This is a genomic window from Formosa sp. F44, assembly GCF_056238645.1.
The window spans coordinates 85,259-109,538 of the sequence record NZ_JBWDLJ010000003.1; the positions used below are offsets into that span (position 1 = coordinate 85,259).

Annotated in this window: 19 protein-coding genes; 6 read left to right on the plus strand and 13 right to left on the minus strand. The window is 33.0% G+C overall.

Annotation, left to right across the window (positions count from 1 at the left end; genetic code table 11):
* From AC0UBM_RS10370 to AC0UBM_RS10420, 11 genes are all read right to left on the minus strand, one after another.
* Positions 1-2,088, minus strand: a complete 2,088-nt coding sequence (locus AC0UBM_RS10370; RefSeq protein WP_475688571.1) for an ATP-dependent nuclease — start codon at positions 2,086-2,088, stop codon at positions 1-3.
* A gap of 11 nt (positions 2,089-2,099) precedes the next feature.
* The gene (locus AC0UBM_RS10375) at positions 2,100-2,834 is read right to left on the minus strand and encodes a hypothetical protein (RefSeq protein WP_475688572.1); all 735 of its coding nucleotides are present in this window, start codon (positions 2,832-2,834) and stop codon (positions 2,100-2,102) included.
* Entirely contained in the window at positions 2,827-6,072 is a 3,246-nt protein-coding gene (locus AC0UBM_RS10380) for an Eco57I restriction-modification methylase domain-containing protein (protein ID WP_475688573.1), read from the minus strand. The genes AC0UBM_RS10375 and AC0UBM_RS10380 overlap by 8 nt, the downstream gene beginning before the upstream one ends.
* 97 nt (positions 6,073-6,169) lie before the next feature.
* A complete protein-coding gene (locus AC0UBM_RS10385) occupies positions 6,170-6,469 on the minus strand; it encodes a hypothetical protein (protein WP_475688574.1) in 300 nt (99 codons plus the stop codon).
* A 70-nt stretch (positions 6,470-6,539) separates the two neighbouring features.
* Positions 6,540-7,370, minus strand: coding sequence for a DUF4138 domain-containing protein (locus AC0UBM_RS10390; RefSeq protein ID WP_475688575.1), 831 nt, complete (start codon positions 7,368-7,370; stop codon positions 6,540-6,542).
* On the minus strand, positions 7,367-8,296 hold the full coding sequence (gene traM / locus AC0UBM_RS10395) for a conjugative transposon protein TraM (protein WP_475688576.1): 930 nt from the start codon (positions 8,294-8,296) through the stop codon (positions 7,367-7,369). Before traM ends, AC0UBM_RS10390 begins: the two co-directional genes overlap by 4 nt.
* Positions 8,297-8,326: 30 nt before the next feature.
* On the minus strand, positions 8,327-8,941 hold the full coding sequence (locus tag AC0UBM_RS10400) for a conjugal transfer protein TraK (RefSeq protein WP_475688577.1): 615 nt from the start codon (positions 8,939-8,941) through the stop codon (positions 8,327-8,329).
* Between the two features lie 11 nt (positions 8,942-8,952).
* Positions 8,953-9,795, minus strand: a complete 843-nt coding sequence (locus AC0UBM_RS10405; RefSeq protein WP_475688578.1) for a hypothetical protein — start codon at positions 9,793-9,795, stop codon at positions 8,953-8,955.
* A 2-nt stretch (positions 9,796-9,797) separates the two neighbouring features.
* A complete protein-coding gene (locus tag AC0UBM_RS10410; protein ID WP_475688579.1) occupies positions 9,798-10,373 on the minus strand; it encodes a conjugal transfer protein in 576 nt (191 codons plus the stop codon).
* A gap of 4 nt (positions 10,374-10,377) precedes the next feature.
* Entirely contained in the window at positions 10,378-12,780 is a 2,403-nt protein-coding gene (locus tag AC0UBM_RS10415) for a TraG family conjugative transposon ATPase (protein ID WP_475688580.1), read from the minus strand.
* Positions 12,781-13,086: 306 nt separating this feature from the next.
* The gene (locus AC0UBM_RS10420) at positions 13,087-13,374 is read right to left on the minus strand and encodes a hypothetical protein (RefSeq protein ID WP_475688581.1); all 288 of its coding nucleotides are present in this window, start codon (positions 13,372-13,374) and stop codon (positions 13,087-13,089) included.
* Positions 13,375-13,563: 189 nt separating this feature from the next.
* Here AC0UBM_RS10420 and AC0UBM_RS10425 point away from each other — a divergent pair, with 189 nt between their 5' ends.
* The 6 genes from AC0UBM_RS10425 (at position 13,564) to AC0UBM_RS10450 (ending at position 21,746) form a co-directional block, all read left to right on the plus strand.
* Positions 13,564-14,199, plus strand: a complete 636-nt coding sequence (locus AC0UBM_RS10425) for an N-acetylmuramoyl-L-alanine amidase family protein (RefSeq protein ID WP_475688582.1) — start codon at positions 13,564-13,566, stop codon at positions 14,197-14,199.
* A 165-nt stretch (positions 14,200-14,364) separates the two neighbouring features.
* Positions 14,365-15,687 (plus strand): hypothetical protein, encoded by a 1,323-nt coding sequence (locus tag AC0UBM_RS10430; RefSeq protein WP_047418765.1) that lies wholly within the window; start codon positions 14,365-14,367, stop codon positions 15,685-15,687.
* On the plus strand, positions 15,660-16,307 hold the full coding sequence (locus AC0UBM_RS10435) for a condensin complex protein MksE (RefSeq protein WP_475688583.1): 648 nt from the start codon (positions 15,660-15,662) through the stop codon (positions 16,305-16,307). Before AC0UBM_RS10430 ends, AC0UBM_RS10435 begins: the two co-directional genes overlap by 28 nt.
* Complete coding sequence (locus tag AC0UBM_RS10440; protein WP_475688584.1) at positions 16,304-19,555, plus strand: DNA repair protein Rad50; 3,252 nt, start codon at positions 16,304-16,306, stop codon at positions 19,553-19,555. The genes AC0UBM_RS10435 and AC0UBM_RS10440 overlap by 4 nt, the downstream gene beginning before the upstream one ends.
* A gap of 31 nt (positions 19,556-19,586) precedes the next feature.
* A complete protein-coding gene (locus tag AC0UBM_RS10445; protein WP_047418768.1) occupies positions 19,587-20,540 on the plus strand; it encodes a hypothetical protein in 954 nt (317 codons plus the stop codon).
* A 21-nt stretch (positions 20,541-20,561) separates the two neighbouring features.
* Positions 20,562-21,746 carry a Shedu immune nuclease family protein gene (locus AC0UBM_RS10450; protein WP_475688585.1) on the plus strand — a complete coding sequence of 395 codons (1,185 nt, stop codon included), beginning with the start codon at positions 20,562-20,564 and terminating at the stop codon, positions 21,744-21,746.
* A 20-nt stretch (positions 21,747-21,766) separates the two neighbouring features.
* Here AC0UBM_RS10450 and AC0UBM_RS10455 read toward each other — a convergent pair whose 3' ends face one another.
* Both AC0UBM_RS10455 and AC0UBM_RS10460 read right to left on the minus strand, forming a co-directional pair.
* Positions 21,767-22,891 (minus strand): DUF3800 domain-containing protein, encoded by a 1,125-nt coding sequence (locus AC0UBM_RS10455; RefSeq protein ID WP_475688586.1) that lies wholly within the window; start codon positions 22,889-22,891, stop codon positions 21,767-21,769.
* Between the two features lie 10 nt (positions 22,892-22,901).
* The gene (locus AC0UBM_RS10460) at positions 22,902-24,278 is read right to left on the minus strand and encodes a hypothetical protein (protein ID WP_475688587.1); all 1,377 of its coding nucleotides are present in this window, start codon (positions 24,276-24,278) and stop codon (positions 22,902-22,904) included.
* Positions 24,279-24,280: the final 2 nt, after the last annotated feature.

Consider the following 24,280-nt stretch of genomic DNA (forward strand, 5'->3'; position numbering starts at 1 on the left):
TTATTCCTCTTCTTCGGTTGTTGCAATAGTTTCTTTCTCCGTTTTCGTATTGAATGGTTTTTCCAACCATTTTAAACCTTCGTCAATATATACTGGCACCTGCCATTTTGCGATGTCATCTTCTGGGAAGGACATAACATCAAATGCAAAATTTGTTTTGGCACTTGAACTCGTGGGTGCCAATTGAAATGGTGTTTCAGCATTTAGAGCTTCTGTCGATTTACCTCTAGAAAAACTAAATAGATTTTTGACGGCTTTTTCTTCCCCCTTCTCATTTTTATAGGAAGATTTAAGTAATTCAAGATTAGTATTGATGAAAGCCTCTTCAAAACTTCTTCCTATTATACCAGTTTCTTCAGTTTGGTAAGCTACTCTAACAATGCCAGATTCAATTTTGTGTTTCTCTTCACAAGCTAAAAGTTCTATAATGGTCGATTTATTTGGAATCCAATCCTTAAGCGTGTGGTTAGATGTTAATTCGCCACCTAATCCGGCATTGACTTGGCATCTTTCACCATTGACTAAATCGACTGAATCAATATCGGTCACCACCAATGTTTTCAACTTTAAAAACTCCAAAATCTCTTTAAATTTATGGGTGTAAGCGCCACCCACTTCTAGAATGGAAACATATTGAGTTGACAGACTAGGTGCAGATTTAAAAATGAGTTGTGGCATTAACATCCTTTCAGTTGTGCCTTCTACAATAATCACTTTATCTGAAAAGAACAGATCTGACTTATGAAGCGTTAAATACTGTTTTAAGAAACGTGCGGTTTGTTTTTCATTCGATATATTGAGTTTATTAAAATCTTGAACTTCAACACCATTTTCTATTCTATTGAAATATCTAATCCGTTTAAAGCCTTTGTCAGAATCAATTCCAGCCTCTGATAAAATGTGTGAAGAGTGGGAAGTAATTATTAATTGGACGTGTATATTCTCTTTTTTAGCATCTTCGAGAATTCCTTTTATCTGACTAATAAAAACTTGTTGCATTTGGGGATGCATATGTGCTTCTGGTTCTTCAATAAGTACTGCCAAAAACTCCGAAACTTTATCCTCTGTTGCATTCCGGAAACGTTGTATAAAGCTCGCAAGTTCTAATACCATATATATTAGATTACTATATCCTAATCCATTATAGCTTTCAGGTAAATTAATCTCTTCTTGCTTATAGTAATACTTGATGTTATTTCTTATTACTGCTTCGGAATCAAATTCAGAATCTATGGTAATTTGCGGAATAACTATGGGTGTTTTTGCTCCAAATTTCCTTAGATCGGCTAATATTTTTTTTAAGACGGCATCGTATTTTTCTTTTAAGTCTTTTGATACGTCTTTTAGCTTTTCTTCTACGGCCTTAACGTTAGCATCAGTTTTATCGCGTTCATTGTAATATTTAGAAAAGCCCAGTGCAAGCGTTTTATTTTTGTCATTCTTTTTGTCGTCCAAAACCCTCAAAGCTTTGATATCTTCAAAAGAAACAATCTTTTTTATTTTTTCTTTGAAACCTAATTCAATTTCTCGTTGATAATCTGATTTTATATCCTTAGCATAGCATTTAAGCTTATAAAAAGAGTTCAAATTTTCTTTGAAGTATGGAATTAGAGTAACTTTCTTATCTTCCCTATTGCTAAACATTTTTAATAAACCTAAAGTGTTTACAGGCTCGTAGGACAGTAATATGCAAGCATCATTTCTATCAACATCCAAATCAGTAATAAACTCACTAAGCTCTACTAATGAGTCTTTAAGTTTATCATAGCTAAACTCAATTTGAAGTTGAATTTTTGGAAAACGATCTTGAACGTCAATTTCAATAGCTTCTTTTTCATCATCAGGAATTTCAGGATTAAGAGTCTTTTCAAATTCCGAATTAAGTTCTTTAAATAATGAATATGATGATTGTGAAAAGTCCTCGAACGAAAGAGAATCCTCATTCGAGGTTAGCATTTTAATTACTTCCAACAAAGATGTTTTACCAGTATTGTTTCTACCCACGATAAGTGTTATATCATCTTCAAGATCGATAGAAGCTTCCGCCAACATTCTAAAAAATCTAACCTGTATATTTTTTATTCTCATATTTGTCTTTATTAATAATAAACTCCTTTTTGTCCCAATTTGCAATAAAGAGATTTAATCTTTTCAATAATCTCCAACGAAAATGTAGGATTGTCGAAATATAGAAAGTAAAATGTTGTAATATCTGATTTTGCTATAAGCTTAAACCTATTTTTAGATAGAGCTCTAATATCATTGATTTTACCTTCTTCATCTGAGAAAAAGCTCGTTCGATGATGTACAATTCTATTGCGCAATGTTCTGAGCTTACAAAAGAAATCTAGTTCTTCATTTATATTCTTTAACTTGATGCCTGCATTATTCTTTAAAAACACTTTGGCATAATCAAGACCGGGTTTATCCGGCGTCTCATTTAAGCTACTCTCATCCAATTCTTTGTTAGAATAATACATCTCACAAGAATCAACAATTGCTCTTTCAAAAAAGGAATATAGTTGAACTATTATTGATTCTCTATATCTTTGAGCAAATTCGTTGTCAACCTCGATCATTTTTTGAGCATACTCTTCACTTACCTTCCAATTCTCATTTTCGTACTGTAAAGATTCTAAATGTTTTTGTTGAAAGTTTTCAGCTTGATTGTCTAGATAATCTTCAGTGAACTTTATATATTTCTCATAAGGTTTCAATGCTAGATTTAGTTGATAGAGATGACTTTCTTTTAGAAACTCCTCTCTACTCACTTTTGGAAACATACTTGTATCGTAGATTTTAATGCTATTAAAATTATATTTTTCTCTATGCATTCTCCACAATTTTAATCTCTTCTTCACTCAATCCATACAGTTCGTAAACCATAGCATCTATTTGTTGCTCTATGGAATCAATTTGTGATTGCAGCTCTTGGGCTTTTTTCTTATTCTTTTCAAAGAGATCAAGCCATTCAAATTCATCTGTTTTTGTAAGGATGTTTATCGGTTTTTGGTTTTCTTTTTCACGATGTTTGTTGGATGTTTTTATAGCTTTATTCAATTCGATTATAAACTCCGTAGAATCAATTTTTTGCCAGTTTTCCATATTGCTAGATATCTTAACTATTTGAATTTTAGAGATCAAATATCTTTTAAATTGACTTTTGAGCTTATTCAAATCTTCTATCAAAATTTGAACAGCACTAACCAGATTTGCCATACAATCAACTTCGGTAATCGTATAATTGGGCAATGGTATCCATTCAATATTCACTTTTTTGATTTGTGGATATACTTTACCCGCTTCGTCCAACTTCCAATTGTATAGAAATTTGAAAAATATTGAGTTTAATAATCCCAGTATGAATTTTAGATCGTTTACGTTGTTATCACTTTTATCAATTAAGTTCAGTGTATGAATAGTATCTATTGGGTAATAATTAGAAACATCGAGTACTCCAATTATTTCGGATGCTGTTTGGCGTATTAAAATTTTTGGTTCGTTGAAATCGTTTTCATCTCTTGACCAATGAAGACAATACCAAGGCAATTTACCACTTTTTGTTTCTCTTTTTGTGGACAGTTTTTCCTCAAAAGGAATTAATAAATTCTCGATTTTTTTTTGATCCTGTTCGTTAGTTTCCTTTGTTGAATATAATATGTATTCATCATCAAACAAGATTTGATATCGATTTATAGTTTTTCCTTTGAGAACCTTGTGTATATATTCAGGAGATATTTTAGCATCTGTGAAATGTTTTTCTGTATTAAGAAATGCTAAATTTCCTCCTGTGGTAATTCCTTGTGTTATTTTAATCTTATCAGAAAGTTTGTAAGTACAGTCAGTAATAATTTTCAGCACATCCAAACCTTTGGTCTCTCTAATTACAAAGCCTTTAGAAAATAAATTAGTAGAGGATATGGCTGGTAATTCTGTATTGTCAAGAGATAAAAGTTTTGTTTTAATGATATCGCCTAAAAAACTTGAAGATTGATTTTTATTTTTTTCTAAAGAAATTATTGCGGTATCGACTATTGCATCTTCAAAAACATTAGTTAGCCCAATAACTTGTTCTATATTGTTTCCTGCTTTAAGTAAATCTCTTAGTCCTGAAAATTGAGAATAATCAATAAAAGTATTTGGCGTAATATAGCATAACTTTCCAGCGTTTTTTAATATATCGAGGGCAACTTCAAAGAAAAATATATACATATCAAATGTACCTGAAAATGACCCTCGATATCTCTTTAACAAATAGATTTTTTCTTTTTCTGAAAAGTAATCTCCGTAAGGCGGATTACCAATCACAACATCAAACCCACCATTTGTAAATACTTTTGCGAAAGCATTTTCCCAATGAAAAGCTTTGTTTCCTGCAATGGCTTTGCTATCTATTAAACTATTTCCACATTTTATATTGCTGCTCAAATCATTGAGCTTTCTTCGTGGTTGAGCGGTACGTAACCAAAGTGAAAGTTTTGCAATCTCTACCGACTCTTCATTAAGATCCACACCATATATGTTATTCTCTAAAATTGTGTTTTCAATATCTGGAAACTGTAACCCACCACCCAAAACTTTTGCCTTGAGTTCATCTATGTACTGATGTTCCTTGATGAGAAAATCTAATGCCTGATTTAGGAATGCTCCAGACCCGCAAGCAGGGTCACAAATGGTAATCTGTAACAGCCAGTCGCGATAAGTGTCAAGTATATCCACCAACTTTTGAAGAAAAAATCCTTTTCGATTTTTCCTTCCCTTAAAATATTCTTCTTCTCTAAAACCAAGTTCAGCTTTCTTCTCTTCACATAACTTTCCTATAGTGTTTTCTACGATATACTTGGTAATGTATTTAGGCGTATAAAAAACACCATCTTTCTTTCGCTTACTTTTTTGTTTGTCGAATTCGCCATCTACTATTTCCGCAGTAATGCTTTCTATTTCATTAAGAGAGTTTTCAAAAATATGTCCTAGAATGTTGACATCTACTTGACTTTCAAAATCATAAGTTGATAATGTATATGTATGATTATAGAGTAAATTGTCATCTATCTCTAAATTATCAAGTATAGGATCTGGTTTAAATAATCCTCCGTTGTAAGCAAAAATTTCACTTCTTCCATTTTCATTTTTACGACCTTGATCTAGGTAGCTAAAATGCTTTTTAAAGCGGTCGTATAAAGGTTCATCAATATCTAATTTGCGAACATTTTGCCAATCCTCCAACAACTTTTTAGTGTAATTATATTCTAGTAAATCCCTGTCCTCTGCAAAAAAGATGAATAGAAATCTATCGATAAGTTTTTGGGATTTTTTAAAAAGTGTGAGTTTGATATTCTTCTCAAGACGTTCCAAGTCATTTAGGTGTTCTAAATCATCAGTAATGTTAACGTCACTTTGTAGAGTAGTTTTAAGCTTTTTCTTATTTCGCTTTACCAAATCTCTATAAAGTTCACGCTTAAACTGGGAATAATCTTTATAAAAATCTTTGGTAATTTGCTCTTCTTTTACCAATGAGTCTTGCTTGATTTTTAATGGTACTGCCTTGAGCAAATTGTCTTTCTGAAGACATAAATACAGCAACGCAAAATCCTTCAGTGTAAGCTGGAAGAGATCAAATTCTTCGTGATCGGTAGCATCATTAATGTAGAAACGAAGCTTTTCAAAATTAGAGGTAATTACAAACCGGCAACCTTTATGGTTTACTTTATAATCAAATGCCTGTCTACGTATGCTCTCTAAATCTTTGGTGTTAGTTCCCTTGAGTTCGACAACTGCAACGGTAAGTTCGTTGTGTAAAATAGCCCCATCGGCTTTTCGATTGTTTTTTTCGTTTTTATATTCAGTGGTAAGATTGTATTTGGGGCTTGGATTTATAGTATAATCCAGCACATTCACAAAAAGTTCAGTAAGAAATGTAGCTTGAAACTGCTCTTCTTTACTACTGCGTATGTTTTCTTGTACTTCAGGGTTTAAAAAGTATTTGGAATACTTGCGGTACGCTTTATCAACTGCTGTCTCGTCTTGTTGTGCTAAATATTTCTTTAGAACTGATATCTGGAATAATGCCATTAAATAGTATCACAAATTTGTTAATCAATAAAATTAACAAAGTTTGTGATTATTAGGAGGTTTTGATATTGAAACTTATTAAAAAATAAATAATATTTTAAAAAGGCCCTTTATCCCTCGGTCCATTATGTGTGACTTTCCATTGACCATCTTCTTGCACTAATTTAAAAATGCCAGGCTTGCCATCATAGGATGTGCTATATTTTACCCAAGTCGCTTTACCATCAACAGCTTCATCTAAGATTTCTACCTCGATTTCCTTTTCAGAATCTGGTATCATATCTAATAACGTAATTAAACTTGCATAGCCTTCTGATGTTGTATGTTTTTTTAGGGCAGATTCATCTTTTGAGAAGAAGCTTTTCGCTACGATTGTGGCAGTTTCAGAAGGGGACATATTCTTATTTCCTGAACAGGAAATGAATAAAAGTACGAGTGAACAAATGACGATTCTTTTCATAATATTATTAATTTGGGTTATTGATATATTTGTGCGATACCTTCAATTTTAAATCTCTTTCCCCGTTTTTCTCATTCAGTTCTACAACCAACCTACGGTCATTGCTTATTGAAAATTTAGGCATCACGTAAACCATTCTTAAAACTTCACCTTCAGTTATCCTTTGCGGAAGCTTGTATATGAATATTGGTTCTTGAAATAGTTTTTGTAACGATTTCTTTTTGCCTTTTTGTCGTGTTTCAACCGAAAGGTTTAAGAATTTCAAATCGTAATCTAAGGTCGATTTATTCTCAATCTGGATAACGAAATACAATTCTTCCTTGTCAAAAACTATATTTTTAATACTCAAAACGATACCTTCATTTCGTTTTTGTATTGTACCTATTCGTTGCCTCTTGTCAAGAAGGTAAGAAGAAAATTTAGTATAATAAAAGGTCTTATTATCAACTGAATTTTCAATCTTCTTTACTACGGTAGTATCATTAACAATAGGTTTCTCATTGCCTATACTGCTTGCTTTCGGCACGAAATAGTTCAACTTTGTAAGTTGAGATTTATACCTTACAATATACGAAAAAATTGAACCATTTCTGTTGATTACCAATAGATTACTTTCCTTTCCGGGCTTTGCTTGAAGCAGTCCAAAGTACTGTTCTTTTTCTCGATTGTAAGTAAACACAAAATTGTCTGCACCAGTAACGCCTTGTCTTATGGGTTCTGGAAAGAAGAGCGCAACGTTCTTGGTATCGTTTGCGTAAATAGTGTCGAGGATCTTATGTGTTTGTGATTTCGCTGAAGCGAAAAAAAACATCGTGAATATTACTATAATTGTTCTCATAATTTTGGTTTTAGGATTAATCTGTAATTGTTCAATACGGTTACTTTCACCCTTCGGTTAGAACGCCGAAATACTTGTGTAAGTCCGCCTATTTGTGGAACACTAGGAATATTGATATCACCAATGACATCATCCAGTACTTCTCTCGTTGCTTCCGCTCTAAAGTTATTCTCGACATAAATGCCTTCGCTTCCATCTTGCAAATCAAATGCTTTGAGATTTGTAGGGTGATGATTGATATTTTCGATTTCAATGAGCGCACGATTGGGCTGAAAACTAATAAACCCAAAAACTGGCGTATTCTTTGGCATCAGCTTACCATTGATAGTTGCCGATTTAGTAAGGCGCATTCTTAATCTAGTATTTGCCGTTACGATTTGGTCACCATCGACGATGACATAGATACTTTCATCTGTATTGCCAATAATCGAAAATTCATTGGGTTTAGGCGAGGCGGCAAAGAACAATTGATGTTCCAGACCCAATTCTTTCGCTTCAATTTGTTGTTCTCTTTTGATATCGGCTGAATCAATTTGTTGTGTATTCTTTTGAGCTACTTTCTTTTGTCCAAAATTTTCATACCGCTTTTCGGAATATTGAATTTTACCTGCTTCGTAAATACTATCTACAATACGTTCTTTTTCACGTTCCGGCAAGTCTGGGTCATAAAAGCCCAAGGAATCAATTAGTTTTTCATCGTAGATACTAGGTGCATTATTTTCGCGCACTTCTTTTAAATCATTGATGGCATCCAATTTAGAATCGTATTCCTTTTGGTTTTCGTCCAAATCTGGAACTAAGGTCTGTTCAAGGTTTTCAGTATCATTTTCGTCATCGCCCATAACCATTACAGAATAGGAAATCAGGAATATTAAAATCACGGCCAAGACCGCTGCAAATACTATTTTGTTCTTTTCTATTTTCATAATCGTAGTTTTTAATTGCCAATAATTGGCTCAACTTTCATCGTTCAATTTTTTTAAGGTGTTCTCAAAATAATTTGTAATCAATAACCCGTGTGGGTTGTTTGGAAAGTTTCTATCAACTAGAATTAAGTTTCCACTAGAAACAAGTTCGTAGGTATCTATTATTGAACCTCGATTAATTTCAAAAACCGTAACCGTTCGAAAAACATACGTTCCGTTTTGTTCTTCAATTTCTGAGTCTATGCTCAGTACTTTCTGAACTAGCGAGTATTGCAGCAATCGATTATAAACACCATCGGCTTTTTTCTGGCGATATAAATTGTCTACAGAACTATTGCCCAACCAAAGCGCCTTTTCAAGATTCCGTTCATAATTGCTGGCATCGATATTATAGAAGTAGTTATGGAACAGGTCCAAATGCGCAAGAGCTTCGACCTTGAAATTTTCTTTTTGGGTTACTATTTTTAAGGGGATTATGCTTCCGTCGGTATTAATGGCAAAAGCACTATTGAGCGCTTTTTGATTTGTGCTGAATGCCATCCATAAAGAAAATGTGCTGGATAGCATTGCGAAAATGACAACTGCTAACACGATAAACCTGTTCAATTTTAAGACTGCATAAATATTTTTATAAGGTGTTTTCATTTTGGGTTGAATTAACTAGTAAATAATCTAAGTGTAAAAGATGTGGCACGCTTATACAGTTTGAATTTCAGAAAAACAATGAATCCAACCGACCCAAGCTGAACCACAGGTGCAAAAAAGCCCTGGCCAACATCTGTCCCAAAAAGGTTTGTCCAGAAATTAGTATTGATTTCAGTATAGAGGGCATTCACAAATACATTGACCAAAAAAAAGGCAGGCACCAACATATAGACGGCGGCATACAATTTGAAAAATGTATAGGCAAGCGAACGGAATTTTTCAAAAACTGCCAAGCTTATAACCAAGGGAAAGAAAGCTTGCATTATACCTAATAGAAAATAACGTTCTGCAAGGAATAGTGGGTAGATAAACAAATCCAGAATCCAAAGGAAAAGACTAATGATAAATGCAAATATTTTGAAACCATAAAGTGGTGTTACCAAAGCTTCGTATAAGAGCGTCATTGCTGCTTGCGCTACCTCTATAATACTTACATCTTCCTCAATAGGAATGTCCTGCATCTGCAAAGGCAATAAAGCTGGTGCTGTACCACGATATTGCGCTTCAATGGAAACCAAGATGCTATCAAAAAAACCTAAAACCTGTGTTGAAAATATGACCAGAAGAACAACCGCAAAGTTCTTAGTTAATTCCCCTGGGCTCAACCCCCAAGTGTAACCGTCTTTATCCGCAATGCCCTCATTGTATTTTTTAAGGATATTGACCAGAAAAAACAGTACTGCAAGCGTTTTCATTCCGGCAATAGTGTATTGCGAGAAACTGCTATTTTGTATTGTTTGAAATACTGCGTCGATGTATTCCAGTCCAATTCCTAAAATGATGGTTGCGGTCATTTTTAGTATTCTGTTTCGCGATTATTTACTTTATCCTGCATTTTTCTGAAGGAAATAATGTCCCTATAGCGTTTGGTTCTCGTGTTGATGTTGGAAACCATTTCCTTAGATTCCTGTTTTTTCTGTTCTAACACTTCAGCACGTTCTGCATCAGACATTTTTAGATTATCGCTAGATAAGATTTCGCCCATAAAATCAACCGTGTCTAAAGAGTTTTGGACTATGGCATCAAATGATTCCGCAACCCGTGTGACTTCCTCTGGTTTGATGTAAGGCGAGTTTAAAATATCCTGTAAATCGTCTTGCATTACATTAATAAGGCGTTGATTATTTTGTGCAATTTCCTGAACCGCTCTGAGTTGTTGCACCACACTTGATACTTTCTCAATGCTTTCTTTTGCATCTTTTAAGAACTGTACTGACTTAATCATTTGAGCCGTCTGCTTTCCAGATTCTACAAGTTGTTTTATCAAACTGACAAAATTTGTATTGTCATAAGTGGGCATTCCCTGTGCTTTGATATTTAAGCTGAACAGTAATGCCATTGCGAGTACTAAAATTTTGATTTTTGTTTTCATATTATTATGTTTTAGATGTGAATTGAATTATTGCTTTTTCCATATCGTGATGCTCATCGTAGAGCTTCATTATTTCTTCATTTTCCTGTCCATCGGTCAAATAAGCCGCATATACTTCCTTCGGAACTTCGAGCCTAAAAATGTTACTTTCCTTTCCTATCTTGATGAACATTTCGGTGTACTTCCGAGGTCCAGATAGATTGTTTTTAATGGATTTTAATTGGTTTAAATCGTGGCTAGATAGATTGAGTCTTTTAACCAATTCATCATAGCCTTTTTCATTATTCAAGCTGTAAACAACTTGTGTGTTTTCTAGGATGCTGGCGGAAGTAGAATTGTTAGGAAGCTGATTAATAGATTGTAGAATAATCCCAATTGCACCGTTTTGTTTACGGATGGCTTGATAGTAGAATTCCACGCTTTCCAATACATTTTCGAATTTTAGTTGCTTTGCAAACTCGTCGAATAAGATGATGCCTTTTTCAGCTCTGTTTTTCCAAATGGTTCTTTGGATGGCGGACTTTATCAGCTTCAACATCACGGACAAGATTTCCTTGTTATCCTTGACTTCATCCAGTTCAAAAACAATCAATCGTTTGTCTTCAATTTTATAGGTCTGGTCTTCGCTCACTTCAAAGAGGAAACTATATAGACCATCGCCGACGTATTCTGACATTACGTGCAAAAAACTCGTAACATTGAAGTAGTCGGGATGGATTTTTAAGGTTTTCAGAAGATCTTTCTGATTCCTTTCTATAAAACTGTAGAAACCTTCCAAAGAATGATTCTCAGAAGTACTATCATAATAATGGCGCAGTATTTTCTTGATGGAAACCGATTGGGCTTTGGTCACTTTCAAATCTGAAGCAAACAATTCAAAAAGAAACACAGATAAATCTTCAAGACGGTCTGGTGTTAAGTCTTTTAGATTACTGATGTAAAAAGGATTGATGCCCAAATTCTTTCCGCTCTCGTAACGCAGTACGGTATATTTTTCAGGATAGAGCTTTGCAAATTTGGTATATGAGCCACCCAAATCGATAATGACCAAGCGTACGCCACTTTCAAAATATTGGCGCAGAATGTTATTCGCCAAAAATGATTTGCCCTCGCCCGTTGGTGCAAAAATGGCAAAGTTTCGAGCCTTGATGCGTTTTTTGCGTTCATCCCAAACATCCTTTAAAACAGGAATGTTGTTTTCACGGTCGTTGAAGATGATTCCGGTAGCATCCGATTTGTAATTGCTATTGTTAATGAACAAGCACAATGCGTGTTTTAAATCGGTTACATATAAATCATTGTTCGAGAAGTTTGAAGAGAAACAGCAGTAGCTATTAAGGATATAATTCTTGCGCTCTTCGCCTCTTGGATAGTAGGGGATGATATCTAATTCCTTAAATTCGGTCTTTATCTTTGATGTTATCTTATCGAGCTCTTTAGCTTCTTTCGCCCAATAGACAATATTTAGATGACCACGAATAATTCGTGCATTGTCATCTGCATTTATTTGGTCAAGAATGTGTTGAATCTTTCCAAGTACTACTTTGTTCTGCGAACCGAAGTCTGAGCTCTTGTTCAGTTCCTCTATTTTCTTATCTAGCAGCTTGCGCCACTTCTGTTTATCATCCAAATAAATAATCTGGTTAACAATATGGTTTTCATTAAGCGTAAGCCCTAAGCCATCAATAAACCCTTGATGAAACACAAAATCGTCTGAAGTGAATTTCTCATTGGTCTTGCTACTCTGTACACTTTCGCCAAAGCACAGTTCGCTATTGATGGCAAGGGCATCAAAATGGTTTTCGCCAATATTGACGCTTTTCTTTTCAAGTAGAATATCGGTATCAAAGCCTTCGTTGAACCCATTAAAATAGCCACTTGTGAGTTGCTGAATCTCTTCCGCCTTAAGCGGAATAAATTCCATTTTTCTGCTATTGTTTATAAAGGAAACTGAATCGCTTACAGAGTTGACAAAGCCCTTAATGTTGTCATCCAGTTCCTGTACAATTCCCTTTGAAACCTTTCGGAAAGGATTTACATATTTTGGATTGTTGAGCGCTTTGTTTTTGCTCAAGATGAAGAACAAATAGCATTTATGTTCAATATGTCCGCGACCTTTAAAATGCTCGTGTGTGGCTTTTTCTAAAAAAGTATTATTCGGAAGTTGTTCCGAGGAATAGGTTTTTTTAAGGTAGATATCCTGTTTGTGAACTACAGTTCCCACAGGCAATGATTTTAGAGCCTGAAACCAAGCACCGTGCATATCCTCAAAGTCCTTTTCGGAAAGCGAGTAGATTTCTGGTAGATTTCCCTCATAGCACAAAATCACATTGCCATTGTTGGCAAACACGATATTGTCCTGAATATCCGCAATGGGTTGATATGCCGAAAGGTTAATCTTGTTCATAATCAAAGCCTGAATTTCTTTTGTTACTGATGATTCTTGGGAAGGCTTTCGCCATCTGAAATAGTTGTGGATTGTTTGTGATTCGGGTCAACGCAACGTAGAGAGCAGCATTAAAAATTAAGACACCTATAATTATCCCGAAACTGAATGAAAAAATGATAATCATTAAAGACCCAAGTATGGACATCATCATTAGCGCAAACAGGGAAATGGGCAGCCCAAAAATGACTGCCTTTTTCCTAATATTTCTATAGACCTCGAATTTCTTCATACAGCTTTAATAATAAAACCCTCGATGAGGGTTCATTAGACTACGATTCCAATTAGATAAGTAAATATTCCAACTACAGCACCCGCAATTAAGACGAATACCAGAACTCTAGTAATACCTTTTTTTAAATCTGCATTCTCGCCAAAGAAGTGTCCTGCATTAAAAAGGAAACCAACTAAAAAAATAACACCGAGTAAAATTGGAAAGATTGTTCTTATAGTATCACCTACATCATTAACGGAATCTTCAATTCCCCCAATTTGGGCAAAAAGAGATGTTGAGAGAAGTGAAAGAAATACTGCGAAATAATTTGATTTTTTCATAACTGAAAAGTTTAATAATTTGTGTTGTTTTCGTTATTGGAAAAATACATATATTTGTTTACAAATAACTGATAATCAAATAATTGTGAATAAAATATTATTTGATTTCGTTTGATTTTAATTGTTATTATTTGGTATCAAATTCTATGATTTTTGGAAGTTGAATTGTTAATAACCCAAAACTTGAAAATGAAAAAAGTGCTCAAAAACGTCAGTTTTGTGATTTTGCTCTTAAAAATGTGCATCATTTTTGGACAAGAAACGAGTACGCAAAAACGAATAATTATAGACGTTGGACACGGCGGAAAAGATTCTGGTGCAATTGGAATAAATGGCATCCAAGAAAAAGATGTTGTACTCAATATTGCAAAAGCGATTTTGAAGCTAAATAATGAATTAGATAAGCCTCTGGATATTTATTTAACTAGATATAGCGATACACTTATCTCGCTATCGGATAGAACGAAGCTGGCCAAAACTCTTAAAGCTGATTTGTTTGTGTCGTTGCATTGCAATCATTCGGATAATCCGAATGCTAGAGGTGTGGAAGTTTATGTGGCAGATGCAGAATCCAAATATTCAGATGACTCTACCTGGTTGGCTTTTCAATTGCAAGCTGCACTTAATAAGAAATTGGGATTTGAAAGTAGGGGTGTGAAGTTTGCGAATTTTCAGGTACTACGAGGAACTATTAATTATTGTCCATCTGTCCTTTTGGAATCGGGGTTTTTGAGTAACAGGTATGAAAGTGGTTACTTAAATCGAAGAGGGAATTTAAAAATAGTAGCTAATCAAATATATAAATCGTTAAAAGAAGGATTATGAATGGATTTTTTAAAGAAATTGTTATGTGCCTCAGGTCTCTTATTTACTTATTATATGCCGAAGTTAAAGGTCTATTTAATAAAAATATGGATAACCGTAACTAAGGCAATCTCAATTAATTATCTTTATGGGGAATTTTGTTAAAAAAATGCCCTGATATAAAAATTGAACGAAAACAATAAAATAAATTTTGACTTTGTAAAAGAGATTAAAGAACCAGGTGTTTATCAGCTACTTTTCCCCAAGAAAGAAGTAGGGTTAGCGGTTATGGTTTTATTTCAAAAAATCGATGATAAATCACTTCCTGATGGAAAATTTATTGAGAAAGATTTGCACGATGCTTTCGCTCAAATAAGCAAAACGACTGAGAGATACCCAAAAGAAATCTATAGTGCGCACATTGAAGAACTTCAGGAATATTTTTTAGACTACAATCAAGAAACTCAAAAATATTATTTTAAGGACTATGCTTATAGGTTTTATGCTTATGCTAAAGAAACCTTAGAAGGTAATTTCAGCCCTACTCATATTGAGAAAATTTGCATTCTTCTTACAGCCTCACTAAGAAAAAGAGAAACTTTAGATGATTTAAAGTTTTGGCTTAAAACTGAATTTAAAAAATACGAACCCGATCTTAGAGAACAGGTAGATTTTTTAGATAGACAAATTATAGAATCAGTAAACAAGCTTAAGGATAATACGACAAATTCAGATAAGAAATTCATCGACCTTTTAGAAGAAGTAGAGCGCAATCTCGATAAGGCGCAAGACCAAAGTAAAGAATTAGCAGCGGCCTATTCTGAAACTAAAGTTATCCGCTCAATTTTAGAAAAGCGAGAGGACACAGATTCTGAAGCTGATGATTTAATTGTAGATGTACACTTTTTTATAAAGTATCTTAATGAAAGGCTAGATTCCATTGACAGGAAGTTAGATAGGATTCAGCCAAAAATTAGGCGATTATTTGCTATTTTAAATAGACCTCAATTTAATACTAAGGTTGAAAAGTTTCTACATTTTCTTTTAGATAAAAGTACAGTAGACAGTAAAAAGGCAACCTTATTGCCAGATAATGTTGCTAACCCTATCCTACATATAGATACACCAAATTTTACGATCGTTGAGCGAGAAAGGGAATTGTTTCCTTCAAAACCAAAGAAGAGAACTACCTATTCATCCAATACTGTAAAGATTGAGGAAAATACACAGAGCATCTTAAATGTGCTCAATCAGCAAGATTTAATCAGTAAGTGGGAAAAGCATATTATCGCTGAAATTGAATTGAGAGGAAGCATTGATTTATCAAAAACGTTTTTTCAGATAATGGAAGAAACCAATGATGGACAGATAGCAGTAAGCGCAATTTACAGTTCGATTCAGCACGCAAATAAGTCGAAGAATTTTAATTTTAAAATGAACAAGACCAAACAAACCAATACCAAAATAGAGCACATAAGTTTATGGAAGATGAACATACAGAAGACATAAGGGTACGGTTTTTAAACCACCCAGATACTCAAGATTTATTTGCATCTCTCGATTATATGCTTAAAGATGGCGTGCATTTTCAAAGGGAAGGCAGCCAAGCTAAATACTACAACTATATCTATTCTAATGAGGATAGCTTAAGAGCATATTATCAATATCTGTTTAGTGTTGAGTTAATTTTTGGTGGTACTGAAGCGAGTGGTTATTATTTTTTGGATTTCATAGGTTCTACAAGAGGTAAAATCGATGCTAGTCACAGACATCATATGAAAAGTGAGTACGTCATTATTGGATTTATTATCTACAAGATTTTCTTTATCGATAATCAAATTGATGTGGTTTCAGTAAAAGACCTTCAGAAAAAGATAAGAATAGATTACGAAGGTTTAAAACCAGGTATTTACAGACTAATTGCAAAATCTAGAAACACAAACCCAGGAAACCTTAACGATGATGCTATTGATGCAACTGTAGAATCAGCACTTAGGGAATTTAAAAAAATAGGTTGGGTTACACTTAATGATGATGATTTTGATTTGCTTCCAGCTTTCGACAGGCTCATCGCCATACACGAAGACTTGATAAATAATCTGGACGAAACATTAAATGAATTGAGATGAAACGATATCCTAGAATAAAAAGATTATCCACTTTAGGTATAGTGCATCATCAATCGTTTGATTATGAGTTTAATCCATTTAGAACAGATTTTGTAGGCGAAGGTGGTTCAGGTAAAAGTATGATTGCCGATATTTTGCAACTTATTTTTGTGGGTTCTGGTGCATTTCATTCCCCAACCGATAGTAGTGAGCCAAGACAGCCCAAAACGATGGTTTTGAGAACTGCTGGAAATGGTACAGATATGGGTTACGCATTTATCAATGTTGAGCTCGGTAAAGATGAATTTGTAATTATTGGTATTTACTTAGAAAGCACAGGAAGTTCACAATCTTTTGTAATACAGCAAGGCGATAATTTTGAGCCAGAGAGCGAACTAATTGCTTTTAATCAACCAATTGGTTTTTTAGATTTTCTAAAAGATAACAGCATCTTACCTATTGATGATTTAAAGAATCATATTTTCGATTCTAAAAGGTTAGTCTGCGAATCGTGGTCTAGACTGGGAAAGTTTCATAAACTTTTATTTGAAAATTTTATCATTCCCGTTGATTTATCTATCAACCAAGAATCCTTGAAAAGTTACGCGAAAATTATACAAGCATTTTCTAGAGAATCACTCGATATTAAAAAGAGTGAACGCATTCAAGAGTTTCTCTTCGGAAATGATAAAGAAAAAGAACTAAAGCAAGAGTTTGATAAAGCTGTAGAAGAGCTAAGTGGCGATATTAAGCAGTTTGAATCTAATAGAGAAGAAATAGATTTACTAACTCATAAGCAGACAGAATTGCAAGAACTTCTCAATCTCAAAAAAGAGCGAGACAAGGCCAATACAAATTATCTGACTACAAAATATCAGTATTTAAATCAGCAGATAGCATTGTCTAATATCAAGATGTGCAAAAAGTTAGATGCATTTTATGATAATCGAAATACATTACGCGGGCTGAAAGATTTTGCAGAAGCCAAAGTTGTAGAACTGAAGTTAAACGTATCAGCTTTAGATGAAGCGTTTGAAAAAGCTTTGGCAATTAAAATGTTGTGGCAGGGTAAAAGTGATAACCTGAAGAAGTATTTTTCTTGGATGGAATATTTTGAAAAAACAGGGCAAGAACTATCAGAACACTATCACAACTACCATAAAAACAAACAGGATATTGAGCGAATAAAATATTTTAAATCTCAATTAAAGGAAAAAGGAATTAATCCTTTCTTTGGGAAAAACAATAAGCTGAATAAAAACACATTACTAACTATTGGCGAAACAGTAAGTAGTTTAGAAACTTCTCTTGAAGAAAAAAGAAAACTAAAAGTCCTTAATAATCTAGACGATAAAGCTTCCCTTGCACATTGGGCATTAAATCTTAAAAGAAAACTGACCTTGCAAGAGGAAAGTGTGGTTCACAAATATCAAAATGACAACATCACAACTAAAGAGCCAAAAAACGGAATTAATTCAAGGTACATTCCTGAGCCAAAACTGTTAATTCAAAATCTACAAATCACAAAAGATGAAGCTAATGGATTTTGGCTGGATTTAAATGGTATACGAGAATACATACCGTATGTAAAAGAGCCAATATTCGATACAGGGAATTCAGATAAAATAAAGGACTATTTCACGAGCCAAAAAGCGACTTTAGATAATGACATTAAACTATTAGATCTTGAACTTAAAAATTGGAAAACGTTAAAAGAATTACTTAACAGTCTTGATAATCCTTCTGAGTATCTTTTATCTTGGGAATCAAAAGATGTAAATTCTAATTTTGATAAACACGATTTATTCGATGAAACTTCTGATGCCATTAGCCAATATTTAAAATTACTGGATGAAGATGAGCAGATAGATAAAGGGTTAAAAAAGGCAAGAAAAACATATAAGCTTGCCGACGATAATAGGTCTGATAATTCTGCGCTCATAAAAGGATTAACAACGAGTTCCAAAAAAATTGTCATTACAGATATAGATGAAGAGATTCTTCTACTATTAAAAAAGTATACATACGAGATTAAAGAATCGAATGACTTAGAAGCCATAAAATCAAAAATTAACGCTTCAGAGGATTTGTATAGTTCTTTCCTTTCTATCTTAAATGAAACATCTAGAAAAGAGGTTGCTGCAGAGGATTTAAAATTTGAAGATAAAGAGATAGATGTATTTAAAGTTGATTTAGAAAAATTGATTAATAACAATCCTGATTTTACTTCAGAAATTGAAATATCAGAAACAAGTATAAAATCAGAATTTTTAGAAGAACAGCACGGTTGTTATTCTGAATCTGAAAAACAATATGGTATTAGATATGATTTGATTGTAAAAGAATTTTTAAAGCAAAAAGAAAAGCGATACTTGGGGGAAGATGATTTTAAACAGATTTGTGCAGAAATATTACCGCCAGAGATTTTTTCAGAAAAGGATTTAGAAGATGACGAGATAATTCCACGCATTAAGCAATTGCTCGATGCAATTAATATCAAAAACAAAAAATTGAATATTAGAAAACTTCAAAAGTTGACGAGCATTATAGATAAAGTCAATAACGAGGTTAGTGAACAGATATATTACTCAAAGAAAATTAGAGATTTTATAGACTCAGACGATAAAACAATTACTGGTGGTCATAGAGCCAAATTATCCATTTACTATGAAGGTAGTTATCCAAGAACTTGGATGGAAGAGTTTATTGAGGAAATCAAAAAGGATATTAAAGTTTCTAGTGAAGGCAATTTATTTGATGCTTTACAAGGTATTTCAAATGAATTGGAAAAATTCACCTCTTTGGAAGAAAAAATGCAGGAAGCGTTTTACAAATGCGGTGGCTCTAGAAATTTGAAACCTAAAATTTGGGAATTGCTCAATCCTAAATCTTATTACGGACTAAATTTTACAATTCAATCCGTTCACGGAAAAAAGAATCCTGGAAGTACAAGTCAAACTTATGCAGCAATTGCCCTTTTGTGTATTTCTAGGCTCTCATTAATTAATAGAGAAGCCAAAGATAAGGTAAGGGATGGAATTCGATTTATGCCAATAGATGAAGCAGCTGGACTAGGAAGTAATTTTGATATGCTTTATGATATTGCAAAAGCGAATGATTACCAGATTATATCGCTATCAATTCAACCATATAAAGTTGATATGCAAAATCAGTATATCTATTTGCTTCATAATAATTTGGAAGAATCGGATAAAGTAAATTATGAGCCAGTTCCAATATTTGGGGATTTTGATAAGAATACAAACTAATTAGAAAGCTGCTAGTTCGCAGATATCAAAAATGAAAAAAAGTGTTGAATGGAAATATTTAATTGGTCTTAACCAGTTGTACAAGAATGATAAAACTAATCTTAAGATTGAGAATAATAGTTTTATTAAGCAAGTGCTGATTAAGCAGAAAAAATTAATAAAACCCAAAATGGGCAATCCTAAAATTTTGGAAGCAAAATATGGCTTTAAGGAATATTACGAAGAAGAATTTTTGGACTATTTTCAATACTATTCTAAGTTTTTTGAAAAAGCTGGATTAGAAAGTAACGCTCACAAAACGTACAACGATGATGACTTAAAAAGTTTGGCCTTTATATATTATCAAAAAGACGAACTTAAAAAGCACTTAACAACTGAATATACCTTTTCAGCAAGAGTTTTCAAAGGTAAAGGTGCAAAATACCTAACAAATAAACCCAGCTTACGTAATGCCGTATTACAGCTTTTAGAGATTGAGGAATTCCCAGAGAAAGACCCAAAAAACAGTCAATGGCGCTTTGTTGTAGATTGCGAAAATCCTAAGTTGGTTGTTATTTGCGAAAATATAGCTTGCCTAAAAGTGCCCTACGAATACAAACAGAACAACATAGAATTATGGTATGTAGGTGGTAACAATACAAATCCTTTAAAAGACATTCCTACCAAAAAAATAGAACTGCCTTTGTTTTACTTTTGCGATTGGGACCATCACGGATTATCCATTTTTTCTAGAATAAAAGGCATCTTTAAAGAAAAAGGAAAGGAAATTACATTGATTGAGCCCAATACATTAGATGATGCACTACCTGTAAATTCACCACATCATAAAAGTAAATGGCGTAAAAAGGAATTTTCAGGTTTGAAAAGTAAGGACTTTTCTGAGCAACAACAAGAAACAATCAAGAGCTTAATTCAAGATGACACTTGGGTAGAGGAAGAATCAATGAACTTGGTAGAGCTTCTTTCTATAATAAATGAAATTTAAAGAACTAATAAATATTGAGATTTGGTAGAGATAGAAAAAATAGATTCAAAACTTGTTTTAAAATACTATTCCGATTATGAGCCTACGGAATGGCTGGATAAGAAATTAGAAACCGAGCTTCCATTCAAAATTAAGCACATTTTTAATGTAAATAGTAAGTCACTTCTCAAAAAGGTTGGAAATGAATATGATGAATCCGAATACTTCTTTGAGCTTGGGGAATTAATGGATGATTACTATGGCGTGTATAGAGAGGTTTTAGGACTTGCTAATACTTTTTTCTTTCATAAATCTTTAGCTATAAATCTCGATTATTTTTTTGTAAAATCTAAATCCTCACTTCTATTACAAATAGATAAACACTTAAAAGAGGATATCTATATTGGTGGTCCAAGAGAAACAATATTACCAATTGAAGAGTTTGAAAACCTTATCAAAGTGTTTCCTACTACACACGAAATTAGCCTATATCGTCAAGCGAAAGTCACATCAATCTTAAAGAATTATTTTGACCATATTTTGGATAAGGAAGAGTCTTATCAAAACTATTTAAACAAGAAAACACCCACTTATGGTAGCAACTTAAGAAAAACATTTCGAGAAGCCGATATTATCAAATATCAAACGCTTTTAGAAAAATTAATAGATATGCTTTCCAATGAAATCAAGTACTCAGAAAATCAATGGCAAGCAGAAATGATTGAAATAATATTATTGCTCTTTCCTAAGTATATTGCTGTATTTGACGAAGTAAGATTTAAGGATATCTATAATAATAAGACCAGAAGATTAGATTATGGATTAATCGACTTTATGGGAAATCTAGATATTGTGGAAATAAAAATTCCTTTTGATAAAAATATAGTGTCGGCTAATCCATACAGAGATAATCATATACCTAACAGAGACCTATCAGGAACAATAATGCAAATTGAGAAATATATTTTCTATTTAAATAAAACAGGAACGGCAGGCGAAAAGAGATTAACGGAAAAGTACAAAAGTCGACTTCCTGAAAATTTAAAAATAAAGATTACAAATCCAAATGGGATGATTATTATGGGAAGAGATAATAACCTAACGGAAAGTCAACTTTCAGATTTTGAGATAATCAAAAGGAAGTATAAAAACATAATTGATATTTTTACATATGACGATTTGATACGTAGAATGGAAATTATGTTAGCACAACTAAAACGTATATGATACTTGGGGAATTGAAGAATTTATTCTTGTTCAATGAGAGTATTAAGAGTGTGCATCCTATTTTGTTCAGTTGTACCTGTTATATGATGAAAAAAACCTGGATTATGGTTATCAGATTTAGAAATAACCTTCAAGTACAGCTGAAGATTACTTTTTTGCAAATCATTTAATTTTTCAAACTCTGTAATTATTAGTTCTTCAGAATGATTATTTATAAAGCTATGGTATTTAGAAGTTAAGCCTACAATGATATCGGAAAGCTGAATCATAACTTCTGATTTTGAATCTTTAAATACATAGTTTTTTAAAGTTCTTTTTCCATCAATAAGATTGAAGTCACCGATAATTTTTTGGATGGCATCCTCATTATCGAATGTATGGGTAGAGTTTTTAAACATATAAACCTGCTTTATGTAAAACTGGTAAAATTCTTCTATTAGCATATTATCTTTTTCTCCTCCTAGAAACGGCATTTTATGTTTCTTACCTGAAAAGTCAAGTATTTCTTTAAGAATTTTTAAGCTCTTCTGATTTTTGATTTTTTCGTTGTTACAATTTGCTATAGCTATAATTTCTGCTATAAATTCAGGAATATCTTCCTGACTTATATTCGGATAATTAAATTTAAAAAATAGAGCTCTAGTATCATCTAAGTGCTCTCTAAGCACTTGATGCATAGTGTTTTTTAGTTCTGCAACAAATTGAGGACCACGTTCAAGCAATTCCTTGCGATTCATAATTGCAGAATCTACTATATCTACTATGGAATAATATAACAGATTGATGTTGGACAAATGGACTAATATATCTTCATCATCTATAAATTGTAAATAGGTATTTATTTTTTGAGAGTTTAAACAGTTTATAAAATCGCCACTAGCTAAATGTGTGAACTTTAACTCCTTTACATTTTTTTGCAATTTTAAAGAATCCTTAAGCTTTTTGAAGTTGAATACATTCCCTTCATCTACTATCCCACCTAAAACAAAACTACCAGTGATTAAAGTATTAAAATCTGCTTCTCTTGTATATAGTTTTCTCGGATTATTGGATTCATCATAGAAAAAATGATATTTTCCATCAAAGTTGATATGTGGTGCAAGTGATTTCTGATTGTCTCTTATTTCGTTTATAGGAAAATCCATTATGATTTTTTTATTTGGTAATTGTGTTGTAATTCATTGAAGCATAAGGATGAAAATCTGGTGTATAACTTACTAGTTCTCCATCTATAAACTTATGATGACCTATGTTTGGAAAGTATTCCATATCAATAGGGTGCTTTGCTTTTGGATTATGAAATAAGTTTAAACCTTCTCGCCAGTTTTCTTTTGTTTCTTCTGATACTTGATATTTAAATGACATCGGCTCCAAACTTTTTGGGTCTTTATGAACACAATCTCCAATACGTATAACTATTTGACCTTCTTCGGCAAAACCTGCTTGCATCCCCATACGCGTAAATTTTGCGAGAGTACCTGTAGCAGAGAATAATATAGCGCTTACATTTTCTGTTTCAGGTTGGTCGAAAAAACCTGTAGGGATTATTTCTCCCGAAGGCTTTGTGTAATTATTTGCTTTTACAGACTTAACTATATTTTTACCATTTTCATCTTTCTCAATTATTTGCTTATGGCCATATAAATATTCAGTTAGAGCGACAAAAGACCATATCATTGAGGCATCACTGTGGAAATCTGCAATAGCAAATACGAGAGGTTTATTTTTTACGTGGTCAAGTTTCCAATATTCTTTTTTAAGTTTTGAATAGAGCGCACTACCATAGCGTAGTGGCGTTTCATTTTCTAGTTTTTCTTCAATGTCTTGCAAAGTGGTGGAAGGTGGTTGTATATGTACTAATTTAGGTGGGTCGTTTTTACGTCCTAAAATAACAGCTTCTACAGCAATAGTTAAATCATCCTTTTTAATCAAGAAATCGGGTCTATTAAACTCTCTTAACATTTCAAATTCTAACTCTATAAAAGAAGCAAAGAGATAAAGCTCCCACAAACGAGCATCAAAACCATTTATAGATTGAAACTGCTCCACAAAATTTCCGTCTATGTCATCTAAATGATTTGATATTTCAATAATAGCTTGTTTTGAAGCCTTTGAACCCTTATTGTTTTTAAGATTATTGAAATACGGATGAAGTTTTTCTGGTGGTTGGTTTACCTCGAATAGTTTAAGTCCTTTAGGTGGTCCGCCTTGTTCTACAATAGTCAGATTTTGAGAACTATGCCATTTCATTGAATTGGTTAGAGCTGTTATGCATTTTTCTTCGGTAGTGTAATCTGTTTTTATTTCAAAAGCCCGGAATTGCCGATTTTCATCCCGTGCCATTAGTATGTAATTATAATCTTGGTCCGTATAGTCAAGAATAACAACTCCTAAAAGTGTATTGGAATCATTGGTATAATAGTGTAGTTCTTTGGCAAGAAAATTTATAAAAGGATGCCTCGTAAAAAGCATAAAAATATCGAAGCGATTTTTATTGATTTCTATAATCTTAATAGGTGTTATTTTTTTCATAC